The sequence below is a fragment of the Chryseobacterium sp. MDT2-18 genome (assembly GCF_030815285.1).
Taxonomy (GTDB): domain Bacteria; phylum Bacteroidota; class Bacteroidia; order Flavobacteriales; family Weeksellaceae; genus Kaistella; species Kaistella salivictor.
The window spans coordinates 46,101-71,470 of record NZ_JAUSWQ010000005.1; the positions used below are offsets into that span (position 1 = coordinate 46,101).

Below are 25,370 nucleotides of genomic sequence, written 5' to 3' on the forward strand. Positions count from 1 at the left end.
CCCTTTTTTATCAAAAAAGCCGGACAATTCCGGCTTTTCTGATGAAAAAGATGATGTACTATTTTAAAATTTTCCGACTTGTTACCGTACCGTTTTGACTGATTTTCAAAATATAAATACTGTTCGGCAGTTTTTCGGCTGGAACAACCACTCTGAGGCCGTTCCCTTTCAGGGTGTAAATTAACCTGCCGCTTGGATCAAAGACTTCTATAGAAGTTATTTTTTTGGCAGATGCTTTAACTACAAAATCATTTCCTTCACGATACACAACCAACTCATCATCTGATGCAGCATCGGTGGCGAGGACAACCTGTGGCACATATACCATTGCAAACCTGCCTTCGGTTATTCCACGAGCTGCCGTAAAAATATATGATCCCTCGGTAAGATCGGTAAGCGTGCCGGTTTGGCTGTCTTTCAAATAAATCTTCTGTCCGGAGGCAAAAATACCCTCTTTGTTTCCCAGGGAGATGGTGTAGTTTCCGGCTTCGTAATGACTGGCTCCTAAAGGCACAACATCGGTTACTACAAAAGGACCTTTACCCTGAATGGCTAATTTCTCTTCACCCAACAGGGAGTAGAAAGCATCCGCACCCAAGATGAAAAGCGGCGCGTCATAATCCAGTTCGAAACCATTTGTCGCTTCTGCTTTATAGCCGATCAACTGTGTGGTGACTACATTAAGCGGCGTGGTCAGACTCAGCCAGTAACGATCTACCGGATTTTCTGCATTTTTATTAAAGAAATGTCCAGTGTTATTAGCCGTCCTGACGGCATTTTTAAAATTAAGTACTCCTGCTGCTTTTGCCTTCACAATAAAACCTTGACCCACTTTTATAAATTCATTGGGGATATCGCTGCCATTAACGGCAGAGGAAGAAATGGTAGCACTTACTCCTCCGGTGCCATTTAATACCGCATAATTATTAAAAAAGCCTGTTCCAGGATAACCGCTTCCCTGCATTTCAGGGTTTGGATTGATATTGGTCCAGAAGTAAGCGGTGTTATAAATGAGTGTACTGTTGTTGGCGTAAAGCGAATAAAAGTTAAGATTCGATGAATATGGATTCCCAATTAAGTTATAGCCATGCGCAGCATCTGTGAAATTTAAAGCGATTCCTTTAAGGCCATTATTCGGGATTCCGACAAAATGACCTCCAAAAACCTGTGAGGCAGTGCCATAGGTATTGAAAGCGCGGATGGCATATCCTTTTCCATTATCTGCAAAACTGTTGGAAAGTGGATCGATCACGTCAAAAAGATCGTTGCTTTCGTTATAGGTTAAGAACCGATTATTTAAAGTCCCCGGAGAGAAGTTTTTCAGATTCTGTCCAGCAACCGGACTTGCCCAATAGGTGTAATCCAGACGTTTCATATTGGCATTGCGTTTTACGGTAATGCTGCCGGAATTGACTGCAGCATCATTACTTTGAATCAAACTGGCGTCGCTGGCCACGACAAAATCAGCAGCACCGGCGTTGTTGATGATTTCATTGGTTACTGTCAATGATTGGTTTGGATTAATGGTTAAACTACCGCCAGTCTGTACCGTAATATTTTTTGCCAGACCAGGCGCACCGGCTCCTAAAACGACGGGCTGTCTGATGATCACACACTGAGTTGCATTGGGAACCGCATTGTTAGGGAACCATTTATTTGGAGCGTTCCAGTCTGTACTTGTGTTGGTGTTCCAAACTTTATTATTATTGATGACCGAAATATTACCGGAAGCCGAGCAGCCATTCGCTAAAGTAGCGGTAGCCAGAATGTCCCAATTTGAAGACTGCTCCATCTGCAAATTAGTGGGTTTAATATAAACGGTTGATGCAGGAGTACCCGTATAGAGCGTCGTTGCTGCTGCATCAGAATAAAACGCAATAGGATTATTGCTGGTCCAGGAAAATGAAGGAGTTAAAGGTTTTTCACCAAACAGCTCTACATCATCTATTGCTACCCCGTCGCACCATTCACCATGATAACGGATCCTGATTCTCAAGGTAGGTTGATTGAGATAATTTCCAAGATTATAACTTAACTGCGTAAATTTAGTTCCAATTCCAACATCCGTAGTAATCCTGCTTGGATTGGGCTGAGCACCTGGAATCAGCACCCAGTTGGTACCTGCCGCATTCGTTGCGACTTCTACATTTACAAAATCTGCAGTAAGATTAGTTCCATCCGGATAATATCTTGAATAATACATTTTAAAATTTAACGTAAGATTTACGAAATTAGCGGTGTTTTTGAATGGTGAAACCAATGCATTTTCTGTATTTAGTCCTTGTACCCCAACATCAGAGGTTGCCATTACAAATTTATTTCCATTAATTCCCGAAGAAATAGCGGGATACCAACTGAAAAGAGCTGGTGTAAAAATACTACTTCTTACCTGCCACGCAGCAGCAGCATTAGTACCATTGCTTCCAGACAGAAGTTGATTGGTGAATCCATTCAGCCCATTAGTGAAGTTTTCATTAATTAAATACTCTACCTGATCGCTTCCTGTCGCTGAAACTGCAATGACAACTTCATTGCCACATACTTCAGCAGCATCAGGACTAAAAGAAATGATCGGTAAGGCATTAATTACAGCGACCATTGGTGTTCTGAATAAAGACTCACACCCGTTAAAGGCAGTTACATAATAAGTAGTAGTTGCAGAGATACTTGGGGTATCCCAAGAGGTGGTATTTCCTGTTGCAGCTGTAGTTGCAATGGGTGAGCCACCAGTTCCTGAACTATACCATCTAAATTCAGTCACTCCAGCACTTGCTGTTGGCTCTAATTTAACAGGCCCAGCACCGCATCGGGAGGTACGAGGGGCAGTTGCAATATTAGCGGAACAATTTGCAACGACCGTAAACAGATAATCTTCAGTTTCACCTGGATAATTTAAATTTCCACAGGAAGATGCATTTGAATCGCCAGTTAAAAAACCGAACACAATCTGTCCATTCACCCGTAAGCGCATGTGATAATCACCAGGGGGTGCTCCAACAGGTATTACAATCCCCACAGTAGTTGAAGCCTGAGCAATGCCATTTGAATTATAAACAACTTCAGCATCACTAAAAATACCATTTTTATCCCAATCTACCCATACTTTAAAGAAACCGGATATTGTGGATGCCATATAGATATTCATTCCATTACCATCTGCCTGAATACTTTTAGGGGTAAGGCCAGTAAAATCCTGGTAACCGCGAGGTGCAGTTGAATAGGTAGAGGTATTAAAAGTATCCAATAAAGTCCCTAAGAAATTGACCTGATAAAGATAATTCGTCTGAGCCTGCGTATTGGTAGACACTGACGGTACACAATAGCATGGTACTGCTGAGGTGGTAAAAGTATAAGGAGCAGAACTAAGAGCATCACCGCAACTGTTTTTAGCGACTATTCTCCAATAGTAGGTCGTATTGGCAAGCAAAGCTCCTGTAGTAAAGGTTGGCGTAGCAACATTTGCAGTGATGGTTGCAGGCACGCTTCCCGTGCCGAAATACACGTCATATGATGTTGCAGTCGCCACAGCACCCCATGCAATGCTGGAAATAGCGCCTGAACCGGAATAACATACTCCAGTAGCGTTGTTTGCCGGGGTTGGAGCGTTCACAGCAGCAGGAACCGTTGTCACGGTTAAAGCTCTTTGAATAGAGGTTACCGAACAGTTTCCATTGCCTACGATCACGTCAAAATTGCCAGCAGCACCTGCCGTTGGATTGGTAATGGTAAGGGTAGGCGTATCTACCCCACTGTACGGAGCGGTGTTCGTTAAAATAATCCCCGCTCTTCTCCACTGGTACGTTGCTGCACCTGTGGCCACGACACTAAAAGTACCAGAACCTGTTGTACAGATGGTGGTAATTACAGGTTGAGCGGTAATTACAGGTAAAGCATTTACGGTTACAGCGTATGTTGCTGTACAGTTGCCTATTGCATAAACTACTGTTACTGTTCCCGCAGTAAGACCCGTTAAAACTCTAGTAGCATTATTGATTGTTGCGGTTCCTGTTCCGCTGATAACAGACCAAGTCCCTCCACCAATAGAATTTACAAAAGCCGGTGTCAAAGAACCTGCACATACCGTTGCAGCTCCACCAGTAATTGGGCCTGGTGTCTGTTGAACGGTTAAAGCTCTTGTCACTGAACACGCCCCGACCGTATAAACAACCGTTACAATACCAGCCGTAACCCCTGTTACCACTCCTGTTGCATCATCTATGGTTGCTGAACCCGTACCGTTTGTAACAGACCACGTTCCTCCTGGTGTAGCATTGGTAAATGCCGGAGAATCCGTTCCTGTACAAACCGTTGGTGCACCACCACCAATTGCAGTTGGAGTAGGATTAACTGTTACATTATAAGTAGCAGGAACACAAGATCCTATGGTATAAACTACCGTTATTGTTCCTGCATTACCACCTGTTAAAACCCGAGTACCATTGTTGATTGTTGCAGTTCCTGTTCCGTCTATCACAGACCAAGTCCCTCCAGCATTAGGATTTGTAAAAGCAGGTGTATTAGAACCAGAACATACCGTTGCAGCCCCACCAGCAATTGCACCAGGCGGTTGATTAACTACAACCACTACACTGCCTGATCCTGTACTCCAACAACCCGTCGCAATATTTTGAGCTCTAAGATAATAAGTACCTGATGCATTAACGACATAAGTAGAAGTACTATTTGCGGTGTCAGTTCCTAATGCGGTTACTTGCCAATACCATGCTACCCCAACTGGTGGCGTACCTGTTCTACTTAAAGTAACACCTGGTGGATTACACTGTGGTGAATTACTGGTAGGGTTGGCAGGATTTGCAGGTATTACGTTGGAATAAGTAATTCTTATTTCGCCACGGGCACCATCGCCCCCTGTTCTACCACTTCCAAAGTTGCTTATTCTTAATGCACCGCCACCTCCACCGCCAGGATTATTCCCGTTGTTTCCATCGTTAGAAACGCCCGTTCTGGCTGCCCCACCTGTTCCTCCACCACCTTGCGCGTTTCCTCCTGCAGCTCCGAGTGTAGTGGTTCCTGTTCCTCCATTTCCACCAGACGTATTTGTTGTTCCGCCGGACGCAGTCCCACCACCTCCGATTGCCCCTTGGTTTTGACCTCCGCCACTACCTCCATTAGCTAACAAAGCGCCAAAAGAAGAAGCTGTTCCTGCACCTCCGTTACCTGCACCTCCATTACCTCCAATACCTACTGAGTAGGCAATAACATTACCGGGAGCAACTGCTAATATTGCAGTCGAGTACCCTCCCGCTCCTCCTCCTGAACCTCCATTTGGATTATTATCTGCTGCGCCTCCAGCTCCGCCACCTCCCCAGATTTGAACTGTTAGTGAAGTCACCCCGCAAGGAACTGTAAAATTTCCAGATCCGGTCGTATAAGTGACGGGCTGCGCAAAAGCATTGGTTACTCCAAAAAGAGTAAGTAAGACGATAACTAAACTTTGGATTGTACTTTTTAAGGTATAAAATGATAAAGGTTTATTCATTTTAAAGAAGATAGAGCTATTTTCCATGGCATCAGTGTTTATATTATTGAAAAAGCACAAATAATTCCAGGGTCAAAGATTTATCTTGAGGTGAATCACTTTTGCTGTTTTTTCTTATTCTTATAAAATTACTTTTTAAAGAATTTCATATTGGGTTGGCAGGGCTAAAAACCTTTTGTAATAGAGTGATTAGAGCATCTGTTTTAAACAATTAAAACATCGCTTTAGACAGGAATCTTCCCGATCCTGATTGATCAGCTGCGAATCTGTAAACCGCGATTTTTGAAGATTTGCTTTCGGAAATCACTTACCTCGGCTGGTGGTAAGTATGAGGAATAAAAGGAACATAATAAATCTGCAAGAACCACAGGTATAATGACATACTGATTTGGTAAACAACCACTGCGGATACCGGAGAAAAACCAGAAAATTACGAGGGAATCTTGCCCGGAATAAAGTAAAAAGTTTTCATGTAAAGTGCATTTGTGTTAAGAAATTATTTATAAAACAATATGACTGTCAGTAAAATACGTTCAAATTTACCGCCTTTGCATGAAATAATATAGCGTGAAAACACCAATTCTTATATCATAAAACATTACTATTTTGCATCCGCGCAGCGACCAACTTTGGGCTTCGGCTCCGCTCAGCCACCAAAATGTTTTAATAAAAGACCCTGACTACAAAACCTCACTGGTGACTACGCGACCTCCCTAGTGACTGTACAACCTCCCCCGGTGATGGACCAGCCTCCCTGGTAGAATGAGCGGAGCCGAAATCACCAAAATGTTTTAATAAAAGATCTGGTGACTACATAACCCACCGGTGACTACGCGACCTCCCTAGTGACTGTACAACCTCCCCTGGTGATTGAGCGGAGCCGAAATCACCACAACATCGCTTCAACTCCGCGCCGCCACCCACGCAACAACCAACTTTGCCAAAGTTCAGAACTTTGGCAAAGTTTTTAAGGAACAATTGCTTTTACTTTGAGGTGGCGTCGTCGTACCTCCTGCTGGCAATGACTGGGTTATGGCATCACTTTCCTGGTGGTAACTTCTCCACTTTGAGCAATTTTAAAAACATACAACCCTTTGACCATTTTGTCCGCAGGTATGGTGACTTGCACGTTGTTTGGTTTTACCGAGAAGATGATTCTGCCTGCTCCGTCATACACCTCCAAGGCGGTAATTTTTTCACTTTGTGCTTTTACTACAAAATCACTACCGTCTCTGTACACTACCACACCTTCTTTTACCTTATTATCGGTAACCAAAACAGTTTCGGGCAGGTAAACGATTTCAAACCGACCTTCTGTTACCCCTTTATTGGCGGTGAAAGTATAGCTGTTTTCGGAAAGGTTAGTCAGCGTTCCGGTTTGCTTGTCTTTCAGGTAGATATGTTGCCCGTTGGCGAAGCTCCCTTCCTTCTCTACCGTTTCCATGGTATAGCTTCCGGCATCAACACCTTTCATTCCCAAAGGAACTCTGTCTGCCCTTTCTAATGGAAACCGGCGTCCCTGTATAATTAAGGAAAGCTCATTGAGTACAGAGTAAAAAGAATCTGAACTCGCGCCAAGTTGCTCCGCATCATAGTCAGCTTGGTAATCGTTGGTAGAACCTTCTGGGTAAGCCAACAATATGGTATTGAAATTGCCTGCAGGGGTGGTTAGTTTCAGCCAGAACCGATCAATCTGATGATCGTTATTGGCTGCATTTCTGTTCATAAATTTACTGGCCCCGGAACCGTCATTCCGCATGTCATTATTGAATACCAATTGGGTATTGTTTGCTTTTGCCTGTACAATAAATCCCTGCCCTACCTTAATAAATTGGTCAGGTTTTTTTTCAGGACCACCGTTTAGGGAGGGCACGCCACCAGAACCTACGGTATAAGTAGCATAATTAGCACCGCTGTAAGCACCGCCCTCCATCGGAGGATTTTCATTTACATTGGTCCAGAAATAAGCTTTACCCACTATTGTACCTGCGTTTGCCAATTTATTGAAATCGATATTGGAAGCGTAGGGATTACCCACCAGATTGAAACCCTGACCCAATTTCTGTAACGGATAGGAAATGATCCCATTATGAGGCTTGCCGACAAAAGTTCCTCCAAACACCTGCGGCGTGACAGTGTAGGTATTGGCGGCTCTGATTGCATAACCTTTACCATTATCAGCAAAGTTATTGGCAACAGGATCTATTTCAACAAAAATATCATTGCTTTCATTATAAGTCAGAAAACGGTTATTTAAAGTACCGGCAGAAAATGTTTTCAACTTCTGACCGGAAACGGGGCTTCCCCAATACGTATAATCTAAACGTCTCATGGAAGCATTCCGTTTTACAGTAATGCTTTTTCCTGCTGCAGAAGTATAGGTTGCGGTGTTATTTCTTTGAATAAGGTTACCATCAGATTCCACAATCAGCTGACCTTCGTTGACAATATTATTTTGAACCGTCAGTGCGGCATTTGCATTAATAATTAAGGTTGCACCTGGTTGTATTTCGCAACTGCAGGCTGTCATATTATTTCCGGAGGTGATCGCAGCACTGGTTGCGAAAATGGCTTTTTTGCTAATGTCCGGTAAGCCATTACTCCAGGTTCCGCTGAAAGTGGTGGGTGCTCCATCGTTAATGGTAATTGTGCCAATTGCGTTGACGGTACCGCATCCTCCTGTCAAAGGAATACTGTACTTGAATGTTCCGCTTTCTGTCGGAGTACCGCTGATGGTAATGGTATTACCTGACCACGCTGCAGAAACCCCTGTTGGTAAATTGGTTGGTGTGCCGATTCCCGACGCACCCATTGTGCTGAAAGTAATTGGTGTGATTGCAACTGCAGCGCTGCTGCAAAGGATCTGGTTATTCGTCGCCGGGACAGAAGTTAAGCTTACGGTACTTATTGGTGACACTGTTACTTTTATAGGTAAAGAATTTGCAAAAGGACAAAGCCCACTCGTAACAACCGCTCTATAAAAAATATTCCCGGTTAAGTTGGGTGTAGTATAACTATTTGTTGTGCCACCTGACCCTCCTGTAACATTGGTCCAATTTGATATTCCGTCGGCAGATTGCTGCCATTGTATTGTTCCCACGCTGCCGGTTAAGCTAATTGTTGCAGCGGTACCGGAACAGATAGATGGAGAAGCTGAAACAGTCCCTGCTACAGAAGCAGGATTTACATTTACGGTAACCGAAGATGTAGTGGCTGAAGAACAGGCTCCGCTTTTTACCAGTGCCCGATAATAAGTTGTTGCGGTCAAGTTGGGTGTAGTATAACTATTTGTTGTGCCACCTGACCCTCCCGTAACATTAGTCCAGGTACTGCCGTCGGCAGATTGCTGCCATTGTATTGTTCCCACATTACCGCTCAAGCTAATAGTTGCAGCAGTACCGGAACAGATAGATTGATTAGCAGATACAGTTCCTACTACTGAAGTAGGATTTACGCTAATGGTTATATTGTCAGTGAATGTATTATTTCCTATCATAAAACTAAATTCAAAGGCATAAGTACCTGCGCTAAGAGGTCCGACATTTATTTCAGAAGGAAATTTTTGCGGTGTCGGAGGCATAGATACAGTTGGACCAGTAATTTGTACCCATTTGATAGTTTTGTCCTTGGCCAAAGCACTACCAATTTTGCTTCCAATAAGCTTAACAGAGCCTCCTGCACATATCTGCGTTTCATCTGCATTGGCTACTGCAATACCACTTGCTGCTGCTTCATTAACTTGGCCAAAAGTTCCTGCCGTTCCGGCACCTTGGCACATTGAAAACTTTTTATTTCCGATACTTATTCCGGTTTGCCCAGTGCACGCAGTATTATCATTGGGGTCGACCATTTGTAGACCTTGCGTCTTAGAATCGGCAATAGAAATACTAATATTAGCTCCCGATGGCAAAGTAAATTCGGCATTTTTTGCAAAATATATTGTTCCATCATTAATAATTAGATTGGGGTAAGGCGTTCTGGTATTAAGAGTAAAATTATTCATTAAAACTAATTTCCCTTCAACATATAAATCACCTATACTTACGGAGAGAGCAGAACTGACTGTTATCGTATGGGGTGCAAGGATCGTAACCGTTTTTGTAAGGGGATTGGTTTTTTCACCCGGGTAACCCACAGTACTACCTGGTGTTGCCCAACCTGATCCATCATAATAAAGCCAGCTTGAAAGACTGGTCCAGTTTCCAGTTCCAGCAGATTTGTAATCTCCTTTAACCTGTGCATTAAACGTCTGAAAAGCAAGCAGGAAAAACATCAGGAGGCACGCTCCCCAAGAGGTAAATTTTTTCATCATGTGTGTTTTTGTGTTGTGTTGCCACAAAAATAGACTTAAAACCGGAAAAAAAAAAGGTGAAAACACCCTTGTGATGAAAACATTTAATGAAATGCATCCTATTATCCATTTATTTTTTTTTTACAGCTAAAAAAAACAACCAGACAAAGACTAATTTCAAAAGTCATGCATACACAGGAAATTTTTACTATTTTTGTTCAATGATCGGCAACTTTGAACACCTTCAATTACCGTTGCCCGAGTTTATTGCAGCGTTCAGCAGGAGCATGAATCATTCAAAAAAGCAAATCAGTGCCGTTTAGGGATTTGCAATTGATTATACAACCACCACCATTCCACCTTATAACTCGGCATACAGTCAGCATACAGTCAGCATACCCTACGGGTTGCTATGAAGATGGGTGCGGTAGAACATGACCCGTTCTGAAATAACGAAGCCGGTTACATTATAAAACAGGCCGGAAAAAATTCGGGTAACAGTAAGGGTGGGGAGTGCTTTTTTATTGCTTTTACCGGGCTCTTGTTCAATAAAGCATCAGTAATAACAGTCGCCATTCTTTATTTTTACCATTAAGGGAATAAGGGTAATTAAGATTTCCCCACGTAAACCGCATCATGTGAACCGCTCCCCTTGGCTCTTTTACTTTTTAACTGGCTCTTTTTAAAATAAATCATCAGTAACAGTCACCATTCTTTATTTTTACCATTAAGGGAATAAGGGTAATTAAGATTTCCCACGAAAATCGCATCATGTGAACCGCTCCCGTTGGCTCTTTTTACTTTTTCCTTGTTCCTTTTTCCTTTGCTGTTTTTACTTTTTACCTGGCTCTTTTTCCTTGGCTCTTGTTCCTTTTTCCTTGGCTCTTTTTACTTTTTCCTTGGCTCTTGTTACCTGTCTTGCTCTTGTCCAAAAGAAGCCGTCTCATAACTCAATGAAACGGCTTTTTTTGTAGTTTTCTCACGGACTCCTGTCCGAGCTTGGGTTGCGAATATCAAAATCTCAGAGCGCTATTTGAGGTATTGAGACGGCTTCTTTGTAAAAATTTATCTTAAGAGGCTACCTTATGATTTTCTTGGAAGTGAGCTGTCCGTCCTGGTTGATTTTCAAAACATACACGCCATTGACGAGTTGCTCTGCCGGAATCAGCGCTTGGATACTGTGCGGTTGCGTGGTGTAAATCAACCTGCCAGCCGTATCATACACTTCAATACCTGTGATTTTCTTCGTCTGGGCCTTGACCACAAAATCATCTCCATCCCGGTAAACCACAAGGCTTTCTTTTACAGCAGAACCGGTACCCAAAACAACGTCGGGTTGATAGACGATTTCAAAACGTCCTTCTGTCAAACCTTTATTGGCGGTGAAAGTATAGCTGTTTTCAGAAAGGTTCGTCAGCGTTCCGGTTTGCCTGTCTTTCAGGTAGATATTCTGTCCGTTGGCGAAGATGCCCTCTTTATTGCCTAAGCTGAATTTATGGATTCCCGCTGCATAATGATTGGTTCCCACCTGAACGATATCAGCCGTATTTAAAGGTCCCTTTTTACCTTGAATTCCTAACCGACGATCTGCTAAGAGGGTGAACATCGCATCTGAACCCAGGCCAAATAAATCGGCGTCATAATCGCGGTCATATCCGTCCGTAGCACCCTGCACATAACCAACCAAGGCTGTGGTGACCACATTCAGAGGCGTGGTAAGGTGAATCCAGTATCTGTCCCGAGTTGTGGCCTGCGCTCCTTTGTTGAAAAAGACAGACGCACCGGAGGTATTTCGTACGGCATTATTAAAAGTTAGGGGTCCCGCTTTTTTCGCCTGAACAATAAAACCCTGCCCCACCTTAATTATTTCGGTAGGAGTAATGCTTTCCAGTTTCGGATCCCCTCCAACAGGCCCTCCCGTGGTTGCCGGAATTCCTCCAACATCATTTAATACCGCATAGTTATTAACATAGCCGGTACCAGGATAGCCGGCACCCTGCATTACCGGATTGGGATTCAGGTTGGTCCAGAAATAGGCTTTCTTATCAATAAGAGCAGCGTTTTGATCTGCCAGTTTCCAAAAATCGATATTGGAGGCGTAGGGATTCCCAATCAGGTTGAAACCTTGCCCCGTTGCCAAAGATTGGTATTGTAAAGGAAAGGTAATCACCCCATTATTAGGCTCTCCTTTAAAAACACCTTCAAAGATTTGTATTTTAGGATCGGTGGCCGTTGGTACAGGATAATTGTTATTCGCTCTGATGGCATATCCTTTCGCAGCACTTTCATAACCTCCATTATTCCTGTTTCCAAAAATATTGGCATCAGGGGGAATGACTTCAAATAAATCATTGCCTTCATTATAGGTAAGGAAACGGGTAGCTACTGTTCCCGGAGAAAACGTTTTTAAATTTTGGTTCTTTACAGGGCTTGTCCAATAGGTGTAATCCAGACGCTTCATATTGGCGTTGCGTTTTACCACAAAATTAGCTGCTAGTCCGGTATAAGTACCTGAGTCATTGACCTGGACTAAATTCCCATCACTTTCAACAATAATATTTCCGTTATTGATGATATTATTCTGAATGGTCACACTCGTATTTGGGCTGACCGTTAATTTCTTCCCAGCTTCAACCTGGCAGTTACATGCGGTAATATTAGCTGAAGAGGTACTGTAATCTGCATTGAAAATGGCCGTTGTATAAATATCAGGAGTACCGCCAACCCATGTTATGCCATTGTAGGTTGAAACACCTCCCACAGTAATGGTTCCTATTGCATTCATATTTCCACAACCTCCTGTTAAAGGAATGCTGTAATTAAATATTCCCGAAGCAGTTGGAGTACCGCTGATGGTAATGGTATTGGCGGACCAGGCTGCAGTGACGCCTGCCGGCAATGTTGTTATTGCACCAATACCGGTAGCACCTGTTGTGGTGTGCGTGATGACAGGTAACGGCGAATTAAGACATACTTGTGGTGATAGCATAGCTGTGCTTACGGTATTGGTTGGTGTAACGGTCACTGTCCATGTATTGACTGACACCGTTGGTGTAGTATTACAAGCGCCATCTTTTGTATACCTTCTGTAACTCGTAGTAGCAGTTAATCCAGCAGGTGGCGTATAAGTAGCACTAGTTGCTCCTGCAATGGTGGCAACATAAGTATCTGCCGAAGAACGCCACGAATAAGTAATTTCGCCATCTCCTCCACTGGCAGATGCTGTACTTCCTATGGCACTTGGCGTACCTCCATAACAAACCGTTTGCCCTGTATTGTCAATTGTTCCTGAGCTGAATGGAGACCGTACTGTCACCACCTGAGAAACACAGGCAGTTGTGTAACAAGTCCCGCTGTATCTGACATAATAAGTTGTAGTAGCAGTTGGAGATACGGTAATGCTGTTTCCCGTACCAATCAAAGTGCCTCCACATGAACCGGTAAACCATTGCGCAACTGCTCCTGTTCCGGCTGATCCTCCACTGAGGGTCAGCGTTGTAGAAGCGCCATTACAGATCGTAAAGCTTCCCGTTATTCCTGTTGGTGCTATCGAGGCGGTGTTCGTTGTACCAATAGTTGCTGTTGAAGAGATAGAACAACCTACGGCATCTTTGTAATTCAGCGTATAAGTTCCGGCATCTAATCCAGTTCTGATTAAAGTTGTTGCGTTATCTGCCCAGGAAACGTCCAACACGTTGATATCAACAGGTACATTAGCCCCTGATTGATACAAATCAATTGTTTTTGAATAGACTAAATTATTGGATGTATCAAAAAGTTCCAACAGCATATTTTGTCCTCTTTCTGAACAACAATCGGTACGATTATAGATTTTTATGTTATCTAAATTTTTTCCTGATTGCAAATCTACTCGTATCCACTCGTTTATATTACGCGAATTACTATGCCAAAAATTATTATTCCCCGAATTGTTCCCGTCGATAGCTTTTTGGGGGCCATAATTTGTTGCATCATTAGAATAATTTGAACTTGAAGAAGCGGTTGCTCCATTAGTGGATCGAGCAACATTAGTCCCTGTGAAAATTTCAAAAGCCTCAATCTCTGCCACTTGTTGCCAAGCGTCAGCATTCACATATTTTTGCGTTAATTTTATGTATCGAATATTTGTAAGTCCTCCTGAAAGAACTGGTGTAATACTCCCATTATGAGAGGCAGGACAGGTTTCGTCTACTTTAGTTTGAGTAATAACGGGCAAAGCATTTACTGTTACAAATGTTGCTGCTGATGAAGCACTTTGACATCCGCTCGCATTGGTTACTTGAACTGTATATGTTCCTCCTGCTGTTGCGGATATTGATTGAGTTGTTGCTCCATTTGACCACAAATAACTTGTTCCTGTACTTGAAGTTAATGTTACACTTCCGCCAGCACAGAAGGTCAGTGAACCTCCGGCAGTGATTGTTGGCGTTGCAGGTAACGCATTTACAACAACGGTTGTCCCGGTACTTGATGCACTTTGACAACCTGATGCATTGGTTACTTGAACTGTATATGTTCCTCCTGTTATTGCGGATATCGATTGAGTTGTTGCTCCATTTGACCATAAATAACTTGTTCCCGCACTTGAAGTCAAGGTTACACTTCCTCCCGCACAGAAAGTAGTTGATCCACCTGCCGTAATTGTTGGTGCTGCTGGCGTTGCAGGCTGTGCGTTGATAACCACATTTACCGAAGCTGGCGAAGCACAACTGCCTGCTGGAAACAACTGTGCTGTCGGAATTATTTGAGAGCTTTGACTTGCACTGTTCCATGACAATTTCGAAACAGCACCTCCTCCATTTTCATAATACTCCAGGACAATACTGTATTTTACACCTGCTGTAAGCGATATGGTTCCTGTGTCAGTAGTAGGCCCGTGATCTGTCCAATTGTTAATAATTTGTACCCCATTTACCCATAATCTTATTCCATCATCACTTTCTGTTGAGAAAGTATAGGTCTCACTATAAAGCGGTTGTACCAGACCTGACCACCTTACCGAAAAACGATCAACAGGAATTGAAGCATCCGGACTGCCATTTCCCCAATCGAAATTAACTGCTGCATCGGTACGTGTTAATGTCGGCGAACCCGAAAGTGTCATATTGTTGAAATACTCCCCTTTCAAACCATTACTTACACCGCTAACCGAATAAGTATATGTTCCTGCGGCAAGTCCTGAAATTGTTGTACTCGTTCCTGTTCCTGTAGTTATAACATTTCCCGGACTTCTGGTCAACGACCAGGAACCTGTAGGCAAACCGTTTAAAATAACACTTCCTGTTGCTGTTGAGCAGGTTGGTTGTGTTATCGTTCCTATTGTTGGAGCGGAAAGAGGTGGACTTATTGTGACTGTTACATCTAATCTTATTGTACTTTCACATCCATTTACCGTTTGAGAGGCGTAATAATGGGTATTGGTAGCTAAAGGTGTTGTAGCAACTAAAGCCGTCCCTCCTGTTGATGCAGCATACCATTTGACAGCTGTTCCGGTTGCAGTTAAACTAGCCACAGTAGCTCCAGTTCCAGAACAAAAATACTGGAAGGCTGATCCAGAAGGTGTGGTGGGATTGGACACTGTTGCCGTAACATCAAATCTCGCTGTACTTTCACATCCATTTACCGTTTGAGAGGCGTAATAATGGGTATTGTTAGCTAAAGGTGTTGTAGCAGTTAAAGCCGTCCCTCCTATTGGTGCAGAATACCATTTAATTGCCGTACCCGTTGCCTGCAAATTCGCAACTGTTGGCGATGCTCCGGAACAAAAGGATTGTGAAGCCGTTCCCGTTGGAGAAGAAGTAGTATTCACGGTAATCAATGCGGTCGCCGAACGTGTTGCAATTGCACATCCAGAAGCATTTCTAGCTTCAGCATAGTAGGTCGTGTTAACCGTGGGAGACACTGAAAAAGTAGCTCCACTTGCAGAAGAACCTACAGACGTTCCACCTGTTGCTGTGGTAAACCAATAAATGGTATTCCCTGCCGAGGTAGCAGACAAATTCACACTGCTGCCACTGCAAATAGTTTGGCCAGTGCTGGGACTAATTCCTGTTGGCGCACTAGGTAAGGCAACGATCGTTTGAGCAGGAGTCGTAAAAACATTATTGCCCGGTCCCACTCCGGTACTCCCGGCAGGATTATTTCCAAACCAAGCGACCATCTCGTAAACGACATCGAACGTAAGATTATTGGTCCCCGCTGCCAATGGTGTAGTATAGGAACCGTTTACATTATTAGAAGCCGTTATTGGAAAAGTGTACGTGTTGGTTGCTCCTGGGGCTAAATTTCTGGCATCCACTCTTACGTTATAATCATTCCAGCTAGTTGCGTTTTGGCTCCATTTGATACCGATATTGAAATCTTTACCACCCGGGCCAGGTACATCGGTCCAGGGTTGGGACCCGATATTTTTGATGGTGACAGTTACATTTCTGGTCTCTCCGGCACACCAAGTCGTTGATCCGGTACTCGCGGAGATAAGCTGGGCAACATAAGCTGGGGTATAAGTAATGATGACCTGCCCGTCCCCACCGGCACCAGAACCTATTGTGCCGTTACTTCCTCTCTCACCACCTCCGCCGCCTGGAAATGCACCATTTGAACCATTGTTATTAGTGCTGCCGCCATTTCCTCCCGCTGCACCACCGCCTGATCCTGCAGCTCCCCCTGCACCTCCATTTGTATTACTGGTATTTCCACCCGCACCACCGTTTCCACCGGAACCAGCTGAACCGCCACCACCGGCACCTCCAGTACTAGTACTTCTTCCTCCATTACCGCCATCAAATTTCACAGTACCGGTACTAGCAGAAGCTAAACCTCCGAATTCTGCATTGCCTCCTTTCGCAATAACCAAACTGCCAAACTTGGAATCCTGTCCACTATTTCCGGTTCCGGCTGCTCCGCCAGCTCCCACTATTACCGTATAAACAGTGCCGGGCGTTACTGCCTGGGTGTCATTGCCTGCGAAGGCGCCACCACCACCACCACGGCTATTACTGTTATTTCCTCCGGAGCCGGCACCCCAAGCTTCAATTTTAAGACTCGTTACTCCGGCCGGCACCGTAAAGGTGTAGGTTCCTGGTGCACTATAAGGCACCGTAGTTTGCCCAACAGCAAAAGAAGAAATCAAAACCAGCAGTAGAATCCAGCCTTTTTTGAGCAATAAGTAATTTTTTTTCATGTTGTGTGTGTGTGTTGGTGTTGGTGTTGGTGTTGGTGTATGTTCAAAGACAGTAATGGCAGGCGTTTTTATAACGCACTATATTATCTTCAATTGTAAAACTTCGTAATTTTAGAGGGGCATGCCGATACAGGCCGCAAACTCTATGTTGCGTCCTGGCAGTTGAAAAAATCTTTTGAAAAGACATCTCAGGCTATTGTAGAAATAGTGAATGCGCTGCACCGGAGAGTGAAGAGCATCTGTTGCGAATTTGGTAATGGAGTTGGAGAAAATAATATTCCCCCAGAGTATCATGCATACCGAAGTAGCATCCTTTTTCTTTTTTCATCCTATTATATTTGTGTTGGTAAAGGATTCACATTGTTATTGATCCTTTAAAGTACAAACTTAGTCTTTTTTGTTTAATAAATAAAAACTATTAAAAAAAAAAATTAGGTGATTTAACGCTAAGTGACAGGTTAGTGAGCTGGATGAATGGATGTTATGGTCGGAATACCCATCCCGAAACGATACTTCCGCTTTCATAATACCCCTTCGATGAAGGGAATATTTTCGCTTTTTATCAGAATCAGCTTTAAAAATGACTTTTTTACTGACAGATTGAACCGCGGGAATTGGTTTCTTACATAAATATCCAATGCAAACACGCTGCGTTTGACCTGGGTATTTGAGTAATTGGGTAATTGCGTGTTTGAGTATTTGAGTAATTGCGTGTTTAGGTATGATGAAGCAGCCTCCAAAATAAAAGTCAACACTTCGATTCAACGATTCAACCTTCACCTCATCACACAAAAAAGCCGGACAGTACGTCCGGCTTTGTATCGCGCTAAAAATAACTTATTTCAAAATTTTCTTCACGGTCACTGTTTCATTTTGGTTGATTTTCAAAACATACAGTCCATTGCTCATTCTTTCTGCAGGAATAAGCACTTTCGTACTATTGGGCTGCAGTTTACTGATCAATTTACCGCTGGTATCATAAATCTCGATACCGGTCATCTTCTCATTTTTAGAGGTGATGATAAAGTCGCTGCCGTCCCGGTAAACCACTACTCCCTCTTTTACCTTATTATCGGTTACCAATACCACATCCGGTTGGTAGATGATTTCGAACCTGCCCTGGCTCAAACCTCCATTGGCACTGAAAGTATAATTATCCCGGGATAAATTGGTGACGATTCCGGTCTGTTTGTCCTTTACGTAAATGCTTTGGCCACTATTAAAAATACCTTCCGCTTTTGCGATACTCAGCGTATAATTACCGGCTTCATAATGGCTCATCCCAAGAGCCACAATATCTGAAGTCTGAAGCGGGAACTGTCTGGCCTGTATTCCTAATTTGCGGTCTGCCAAGGTCGTGAAAAGCGCATCTGAGCCCAAACTCAACACCTCTGCATCATAACCCGCTTCATAGCCATTGGTTGCCTGATCAACATAGGCGATCAACGCAGTATTCACGACATCCAGCGGCGTGGTCAATTGCAGCCAGTACCGGTCACGCTCCGTTCTTGCAGCACCCTTATTGAAAAAAACACGGTCGGATTCTGGAGTTCTGTAGGAATTTTTAAATACTAAACCTCCACTTTTTTTTGCTTTAACAATAAAACCCTGTCCTACTTCGATAATCTCAGATGGAAATTTACCCTCTACATTTTTTGCCAGCCCATAGGTTGCCGGGACAGAACCGGCACGATTCAGCATGGCATAGTTATTAAAGAAACCTTTTCCAGGATAACCGCTTCCCTCCATTGCCGGATTGGGATTGAGGTTGGTCCAGAAATAGGCGGTTCCTTCCAACAGATCACTGTTATCTCTCACCAATTGCGTAAAATCAATATTTGAAGGATAGGGATTGCCGATCAAATTATAACCATTACCCGTCAGTTCACCTTCTTTAACCCCTTTTCCGGACTGATATTTCAGTGCAAAAGTAACCTCGCCGTTATTGGGCTTCCCTACGAATTTTCCTTCAAAGGATTTTACCTCTGTTGTAAAATTATTAGGTGCACGAACAGCATATCCTTTCCCGGGCTCAAAATTGGAGAGCCAGTTGACCGCATAAAAATAATCATCATTTTCATGATACTCCAAAAACCTTGTAGAAACGGTGGACGGTGAAAAATCTTTCAATGACTGGTCTGATACAGGAGCACTCCAGTAAGTGTAATCGAGACGCTTCATCATAGCGTTTCTTTTGACCGTAATTTTACCCGTATTCACTGCTTTATCATTATTTTGGATCAAATTTGCATCACTCTCAATGGTTAGTGATCCGGCAGCCAATACGTCAATTTGGTTGGCAACGGTTAAAGCATGCCCGGTGTTAATAATAACCTTACCTGAATTTACGGTACACGAACAGGCATTCATATCTTCTGTGGACTTGAAATCTCCATTAAAAACGACCGGCTGGTCAAGAGTCGGAAGATTTCCCTGGTCCGACCAGGCAGTTCCGTTCCAGACATTCGTAATGAGCGGTTTGATAACGACATCCGCTGTTGCCAGTGAAGAACAGCCGCCATTAGAAAGCGTAAAATTATACGTACCTGCAGCCAAACCGGAAATAGTGTAAGAATTACCACTTCCTTCTACAACTTTAGTCATACTTCCTTTGATATTGATCATCCACCCCGTAGCCGGCAAATTACCCAGCACCACACTTCCCGATGGGATCACACAGGTTGGCTGTGTTACCGTTACAACTGTTGGCGTAACAGGCAGAGGGTTTACAGCAACCGCAAATTTTGCAGAACTCTCCCCTTTGCCACAGCCGTTCAACCCATAAACGGTAAGATTACCCGGGGTAGCACTCTCAGAAAAAGTTATTGTTGGATTATTTGTTGTCTCATTGGTAATAGTTGCTCCTGTACCGGAGTAGGTCCATACATAAGAAGTAGCATTGGTGATCACCGGAACCGAATACGCAACGCCGGCCTGTCCCTGACAAACGGTTGCCGCTCCTTTAATAATTGTTGGCGTACTGGGCAGATAATTTACATCAATCACAAAGCTTGCAGAGCTCTCCCCCTTGCCACAGGCATTCATTCCATAAACGGTAAGATTTCCTGAAGTAGCACTCGTAGCAAAAGTTATTGTTGGATTATTTGTTGTCTCATTGGTAATAGTTACTCCTGTACCGGAGTAGGACCACATATAAGAAATAGCATTGCTAATCACCGGAACCGAATACTGAACACCGGCCTGCCCCTTACAAACAGTTGAAGTTCCTATAATTGCACCAGCTGCTGTAGGAAGTGAACATATTTCGTCTGCACCTATATAAGGTTGTTTCGTGTCACGTGCATCTCCATCGATATCGGTGGTGATACCTGAAATAGCCGCTCCTGCTTTTAAAGCATTATTTGCAGTACCGGTTTGTAAATGAAGGTCGGTTGGAGAGACAAAAGCTGGAAGGATATTGATTGACTTTTTATCTTTACCAGTAGCTGCTTTCCAGTCAGCTAATGATGTTTTTATATTTGTATTTGTGTAATAACTACCAAATGATCCAATATGCTGTGTCGAAAAATAATCATTGTAATCTAAATAATCGAAATTACTAGAATTAGTCACTTCAGAATAGATTGCAAAACGCGTAGAAGCAGTTTGATTATTAATAAATATATTATTACGAATATCTAATTTAGAACCTGCTTTTATAAATAACGCTGCTGAAACTCCGACTTTTTGATTTGTTTTAAGAACAACTGTATTATAATATAACTTTACACCACTACCATCATTAATATAAATTCCAAAACCACTTTGATTAGAAGGATCGCCACCTCCAGCAGCTTTTACATCATTTACAAAATTATTATATACCAACTGATTATTTCCCGATACATATATTCCATTTGTATTTTTAGCTTCCGAACTAAAGACATTTGCAATATCATTTCTATAAATTGTAGTATTATTTCCTTCCGATTTTATTCCATAACTACCGTCATTGGTAGAATTAGAATCTAAACCTTTTACGCTGTTATCATTAACTTGATTGTAATCTCCCTTAATGAAAATCCCATATCCAACCGCATTACCCGCACTATTCTGTATATTAGAAATAATATTTCTTGAAACAAAACTGTTATTTGCATTTTCTAAATATACCCCAGAGTGAAAAGGACTGCTGCCAACTCCTGCCGGTAGCTTAATTCCAGAAACAGTATTTCCAGAAATAGTATAATTATAAGCATTCAAAATATAAATACCTAAAAAAGCTTTCGTATTATCATCGGTTGATTTTATGGTGTTATTTAAAATATTCCAATCTTTATTATTTTGATTCTCTCCAACTACCATTAGAGCCTGTTTTACATTTGTAAAAGTGACATTTTTTATAGTATTATTAGGATTATTGCCCTTAGTACCTAAAGACTGACCTCCTGCAAAAATTCCTACTGATAAAATACCTGTCGTAATTCCCGCTATCTCTAAATTAACCTTTAAATTTTGGATTTTATTGTTACTAGAATCATTATAAAACTGGATAGCAGCACGTTTGCCATATCCAAAATTATTTTTATTGTAAATCGTCAACATATTGTCAGCAGATAAATTATTACCATCAATAATAATATTAGCTGCATTATTAAATGCTAAAATAGATCCGTCATTAATATCTCCCGAAACAGTCACATTCCTACCTATATTAGGCTTTATTGTCAGCGTATTTACAGCACTGGATCCAACAAACTGATTAATTGTAATTGGAGAAGTTACCGTCTGATTTTCGTCTATTAAAAAAGTCACAGGGCCACTTATCCCTGATGAATTAACACGGGCGATAGCATTTACTAAAGTATTATATGGAGCTTTCTGACTCACTCCAATTAAATATGTTCCCGCTGGTATAATTTGTCCAAACCCTAAAAAAGGCAATAACAGCAGCAGAAATACTACTTTTTCTCTAAAAATAATACATAATTTTTTCATAATTCTTTTTCCTTTGGTGTTCAATTGAAAATATTATTGTGTTGGTAATATATATCGCTTTATTATTTTATCTGAAAAATGGAAAACTAAGAGTAGTTTTTTCTCTACTTTCCTGTTACAATGATAAAATTTTACGGAAAAAGGACACTGCAGCGACAAAATCGATGCAGCACAGAAAAGTAATTTTTTATCATTTGTTGTTCTACAGATATAGGAAACCCCTAATTCACCTATATCATTTCAGACGGGCGCAAAGATATATATTTCAAATAAACCAGCAAAGAAATTCGATATACATAACATAACTTAAAAAAACCCTGCAAAATAGTCTTAAAAAAAGAAACTATTTTACAGATACTCAAAGACATCCCAAAAATATCATCACCAACAAAAAAACCCATTCATTATGAAATCATCAAAGACATAATACCAATTCTCATCAATCAATCAAATTTAAACTCCCCGTAGAAGAATTTACCCCTCTTCACATAACAACTCCGTCATTGCGAGGAGGCACGACGAAGCAAGACCATGATGGTAGTCTCAAACTGCACTACGGTGATTTCGGCTCCGCTCAATCACCAACATGAGCGTGACATTCGGAACATCATGAATTTTCTAAATCATGTACATTAGCCCCCATATCGAAATACTCTATATTACTCCCAAGCACCGCTAAAACAAGAAATATTAAACAAAACTACATTAAAATCAACATTTCCACAGCTCCACAACCACTCCCTACCCACCCCCGTCTATAGCTACAACCACCTCAACACCAGAAGCCAGCCTATAACCAACCACTCCAAACTTGCCATTTCGGGTACCAAAAGGGAACATTTCGGAACATCATAAGTTTTCTAAACCATCCACCATCTACATTGCCTCATAAGGAAATACACTCTATTACCCCAACCACCGCTAAAACAAGAAACTCTCAAATTGAAAAACGGCAGTAAACCCAACACAGCGTTCACAATTGACACCATTGACGGTACATGGCTGCTTTTTTTAGGCATATCTTCAGAATAGGTATTAAAAAAATCAGAACTGCTCCTCAGCAGAGCTAATTTCCACTTCTGCTGATAACAACAAATGTGAAAATATTTTAGGACTAAAATTTAAATGTAAATTTGTACCAGGACTATCAATAAACAAAAGTTAAATTTGTAAACTTTTTTTAGGACGGGTCAGTCTATCATCTATCGAGCAAACCACTCCCTACCCACCCCCGTCTATAGCTACAACCACCTCAATACCAGAAGCCAGCCAGAAGTCCACCTATAGCCAACCACTCCAAACTTGCCATTTCGGGTACTAAAAGGGAACATTTCGGAAGATTACGGAACATTTCGGAACAACATTAGTTTTCTAAACCATCCATCATCTACATTTGCCTCCATATCGAAATACTCTCTATTACCCCAACCACCGCTAAAACAAGAACTCTCAAATTGAAAAAACTGCATTTAAACCCGCATATATACCAAGCATCCAACACCAATACCCATCTCATAAAATTCCCTTAATTTTGCACCAAAGAAAAAAACATGCTTCTCATCGATTCCCCTTCTCAGAATGCCTATTTCAATATTGCCTCGGAAGAATACCTGCTTCACCGCTTTCCGACGGAAGATATTTTCTTATTGTACGTCAATGCGCCCTCGATTATCGTAGGGAAATTTCAAAATACCCTTGCGGAAATTAATCTCGACTATGTCAGGGAAAAAGAAATCAAAGTCGTGCGCCGGATGTCGGGTGGCGGCACAGTATATCACGATCTGGGAAACCTCAACTTTTCCTTTCATACCCTTTTGGGCCAGAATGATTTTGGTGACTTTTCTTTTTTCACCCAACCCGTGCTCAATATGCTGAATCAGTTAAACGTGCCCGCAGAATTAAAAGGCCGTAACGATTTATTGGTAGAGGGTAAAAAATTCAGCGGCAACGCCAAACTCGCGCGCCATGGAAAAATGATTCAGCACGGAACCATCCTTCTGAATTCCGAAATGGAAGTATTGGGGGAAGCGCTGAAAGTCAACCCTTTGAAATTCATCGACAAAGCCATTAAATCTACCCGGTCGCGCGTGACCAACCTCATCAGCTATCTGCCCAAAGACACCACTACAGATCACCTTAAAAACCTGCTCACCGAAGAGATCATCAAAAACAATCCGGGTGCAGAACGATACGAACTCACCGCAGAAGACCTGCAAAACATCCAGCAGCTGATGGCAGAAAAATACGAAACCTGGGACTGGAACTTTGGATTTTCACCCAACTATAATTTTAAGAAAGCCATCAAAGTTCCGGCTGGATTTATTGAAGTCCATCTAGAGGTCGTACAGGGCTTCATAGAAAAAGCCAAAATATTCGGCGACTTTTTCGCCTCGAAACCGATTGAAGAACTGGAAGAACAGCTGATCGGAAAAAAACACGAAATCTCTGCTTTAAATGAACTCCTGACCTCTGTTGACCTGACGGGGTATTTTGGAAAAGTAACGCTGGAGGAAGTACTGGAAGGATTTAACTGATCCAAAAAAAAAAGAGCCTGGCGAAAAGAAAATAAATCAGGAAAATGAAAGCATATCAATTACATTTTGGATCCTATACTTCATTTCTAAAGCAGACTTTGCAACCTTATTTTCCGCAATAATCTTTAAAAGCTGCTTATCAGAAATGCCGCAACTCAATTTAAACTAAAAAAAATCCGTCTCATAATGAGACGGATTTACCTTTTAAAAATAGTTCAAAATATTAAATATTATTTCTTTTCCATGGCTTTAATTAAAATCTGAAGATTCACCTCATCCTTAATAAGACCGTTGGCAAGTGGCAGCTGAAACTTCACGCCGAAATCCTCTCTTTTAATATCTTTAGGTTCAGTGGCAATGGTCGCTTCAGCACCTTTTACAGAAACATTTGCATTGAACTGTACCGGTTTTGTAATTCCTTTGATGGTCAAGTTCCCATCCAGAAGGGTGTTATAGTCACCCGATTGAGTGGGTGTGACTTTGGTAATTTCGTAAGATGCGGTCGGGAACTTGTCTGCTTCGAAGAAATCTCCGCTTTTCAGATGACCGTTTAATTTTGCCAACTGTTCCGGATCGTTTTTTAAATCTACAGAAGTCAAAGAATTCATGTCGGCCACGAATTTACCGCTTTCCAAAACGCCGTCTTTCACGGTTAGATCACCACTTTCGAATTTAATAATTCCGAAATGGCTCGATTGTTCAGATTTCACTACTTTGTACCCTTTCCATTCGATTCTGCTGTTTAAAGTATCGAGTTCATATATTGCACCCCGGTTGGTGGTAGAAACTTCGGTAACCTCGCTGGTCAGGGGTTTGTCTTTCGCACATGATACGACTGCAAATGAAAAAAGTACGAAGAAAACCGAATTGGTAATTGATTTCATCATTATATAGCTTAAATTAAATTGTTTTGGCTAAAATAAC

6 protein-coding genes are annotated in these 25,370 nt (G+C 42.1%); 1 reads left to right on the forward strand and 5 read right to left on the reverse strand.

Features of this window, described 5'->3' with window-relative positions; translation table 11 throughout:
* Positions 1-58: 58 nt before the first annotated feature.
* The 4 genes from QF004_RS06785 to QF004_RS06800 all read right to left on the reverse strand — a co-directional run bounded on the left by QF004_RS06785 (position 59) and on the right by QF004_RS06800 (position 21,912).
* On the reverse strand, positions 59-5,500 hold the full coding sequence (locus QF004_RS06785; protein WP_307424263.1) for a GEVED domain-containing protein: 5,442 nt from the start codon (positions 5,498-5,500) through the stop codon (positions 59-61).
* A 1,030-nt stretch (positions 5,501-6,530) separates the two neighbouring features.
* Positions 6,531-9,812, reverse strand: coding sequence for a T9SS type A sorting domain-containing protein (locus QF004_RS06790; RefSeq protein ID WP_307424265.1), 3,282 nt, complete (start codon positions 9,810-9,812; stop codon positions 6,531-6,533).
* Between the two features lie 1,057 nt (positions 9,813-10,869).
* Positions 10,870-16,974 carry a PA14 domain-containing protein gene (locus tag QF004_RS06795; protein ID WP_307424267.1) on the reverse strand — a complete coding sequence of 2,035 codons (6,105 nt, stop codon included), beginning with the start codon at positions 16,972-16,974 and terminating at the stop codon, positions 10,870-10,872.
* Between the two features lie 837 nt (positions 16,975-17,811).
* Positions 17,812-21,912 (reverse strand): T9SS type A sorting domain-containing protein, encoded by a 4,101-nt coding sequence (locus QF004_RS06800; protein WP_307424269.1) that lies wholly within the window; start codon positions 21,910-21,912, stop codon positions 17,812-17,814.
* A 1,550-nt stretch (positions 21,913-23,462) separates the two neighbouring features.
* On the opposite strand from QF004_RS06800, the gene QF004_RS06805 reads away from it, so the two are divergent.
* Positions 23,463-24,446 carry a lipoate--protein ligase gene (locus QF004_RS06805; RefSeq protein WP_307424272.1) on the forward strand — a complete coding sequence of 328 codons (984 nt, stop codon included), beginning with the start codon at positions 23,463-23,465 and terminating at the stop codon, positions 24,444-24,446.
* A gap of 230 nt (positions 24,447-24,676) precedes the next feature.
* On the opposite strand, the gene QF004_RS06810 is transcribed toward QF004_RS06805, so the two are convergent.
* Complete coding sequence (locus tag QF004_RS06810; protein ID WP_133441031.1) at positions 24,677-25,330, reverse strand: YceI family protein; 654 nt, start codon at positions 25,328-25,330, stop codon at positions 24,677-24,679.
* Positions 25,331-25,370: the final 40 nt, after the last annotated feature.

What these genes read in the sequence shown, in the direction of transcription:
- QF004_RS06785 (WP_307424263.1), bottom strand. Translation starts at nt 5,500, where the DNA reads ATGAATAAACCTTTATCATTTTATACCTTAAAAAGTACAATCCAAAGT.
- QF004_RS06790 (WP_307424265.1), bottom strand. Translation starts at nt 9,812, where the DNA reads ATGATGAAAAAATTTACCTCTTGGGGAGCGTGCCTCCTGATGTTTTTC.
- QF004_RS06795 (WP_307424267.1), bottom strand. Translation starts at nt 16,974, where the DNA reads ATGAAAAAAAATTACTTATTGCTCAAAAAAGGCTGGATTCTACTGCTG.
- QF004_RS06800 (WP_307424269.1), bottom strand. Translation starts at nt 21,912, where the DNA reads ATGAAAAAATTATGTATTATTTTTAGAGAAAAAGTAGTATTTCTGCTG.
- QF004_RS06805 (WP_307424272.1), top strand. Translation starts at nt 23,463, where the DNA reads ATGCTTCTCATCGATTCCCCTTCTCAGAATGCCTATTTCAATATTGCC.
- QF004_RS06810 (WP_133441031.1), bottom strand. Translation starts at nt 25,330, where the DNA reads ATGAAATCAATTACCAATTCGGTTTTCTTCGTACTTTTTTCATTTGCA.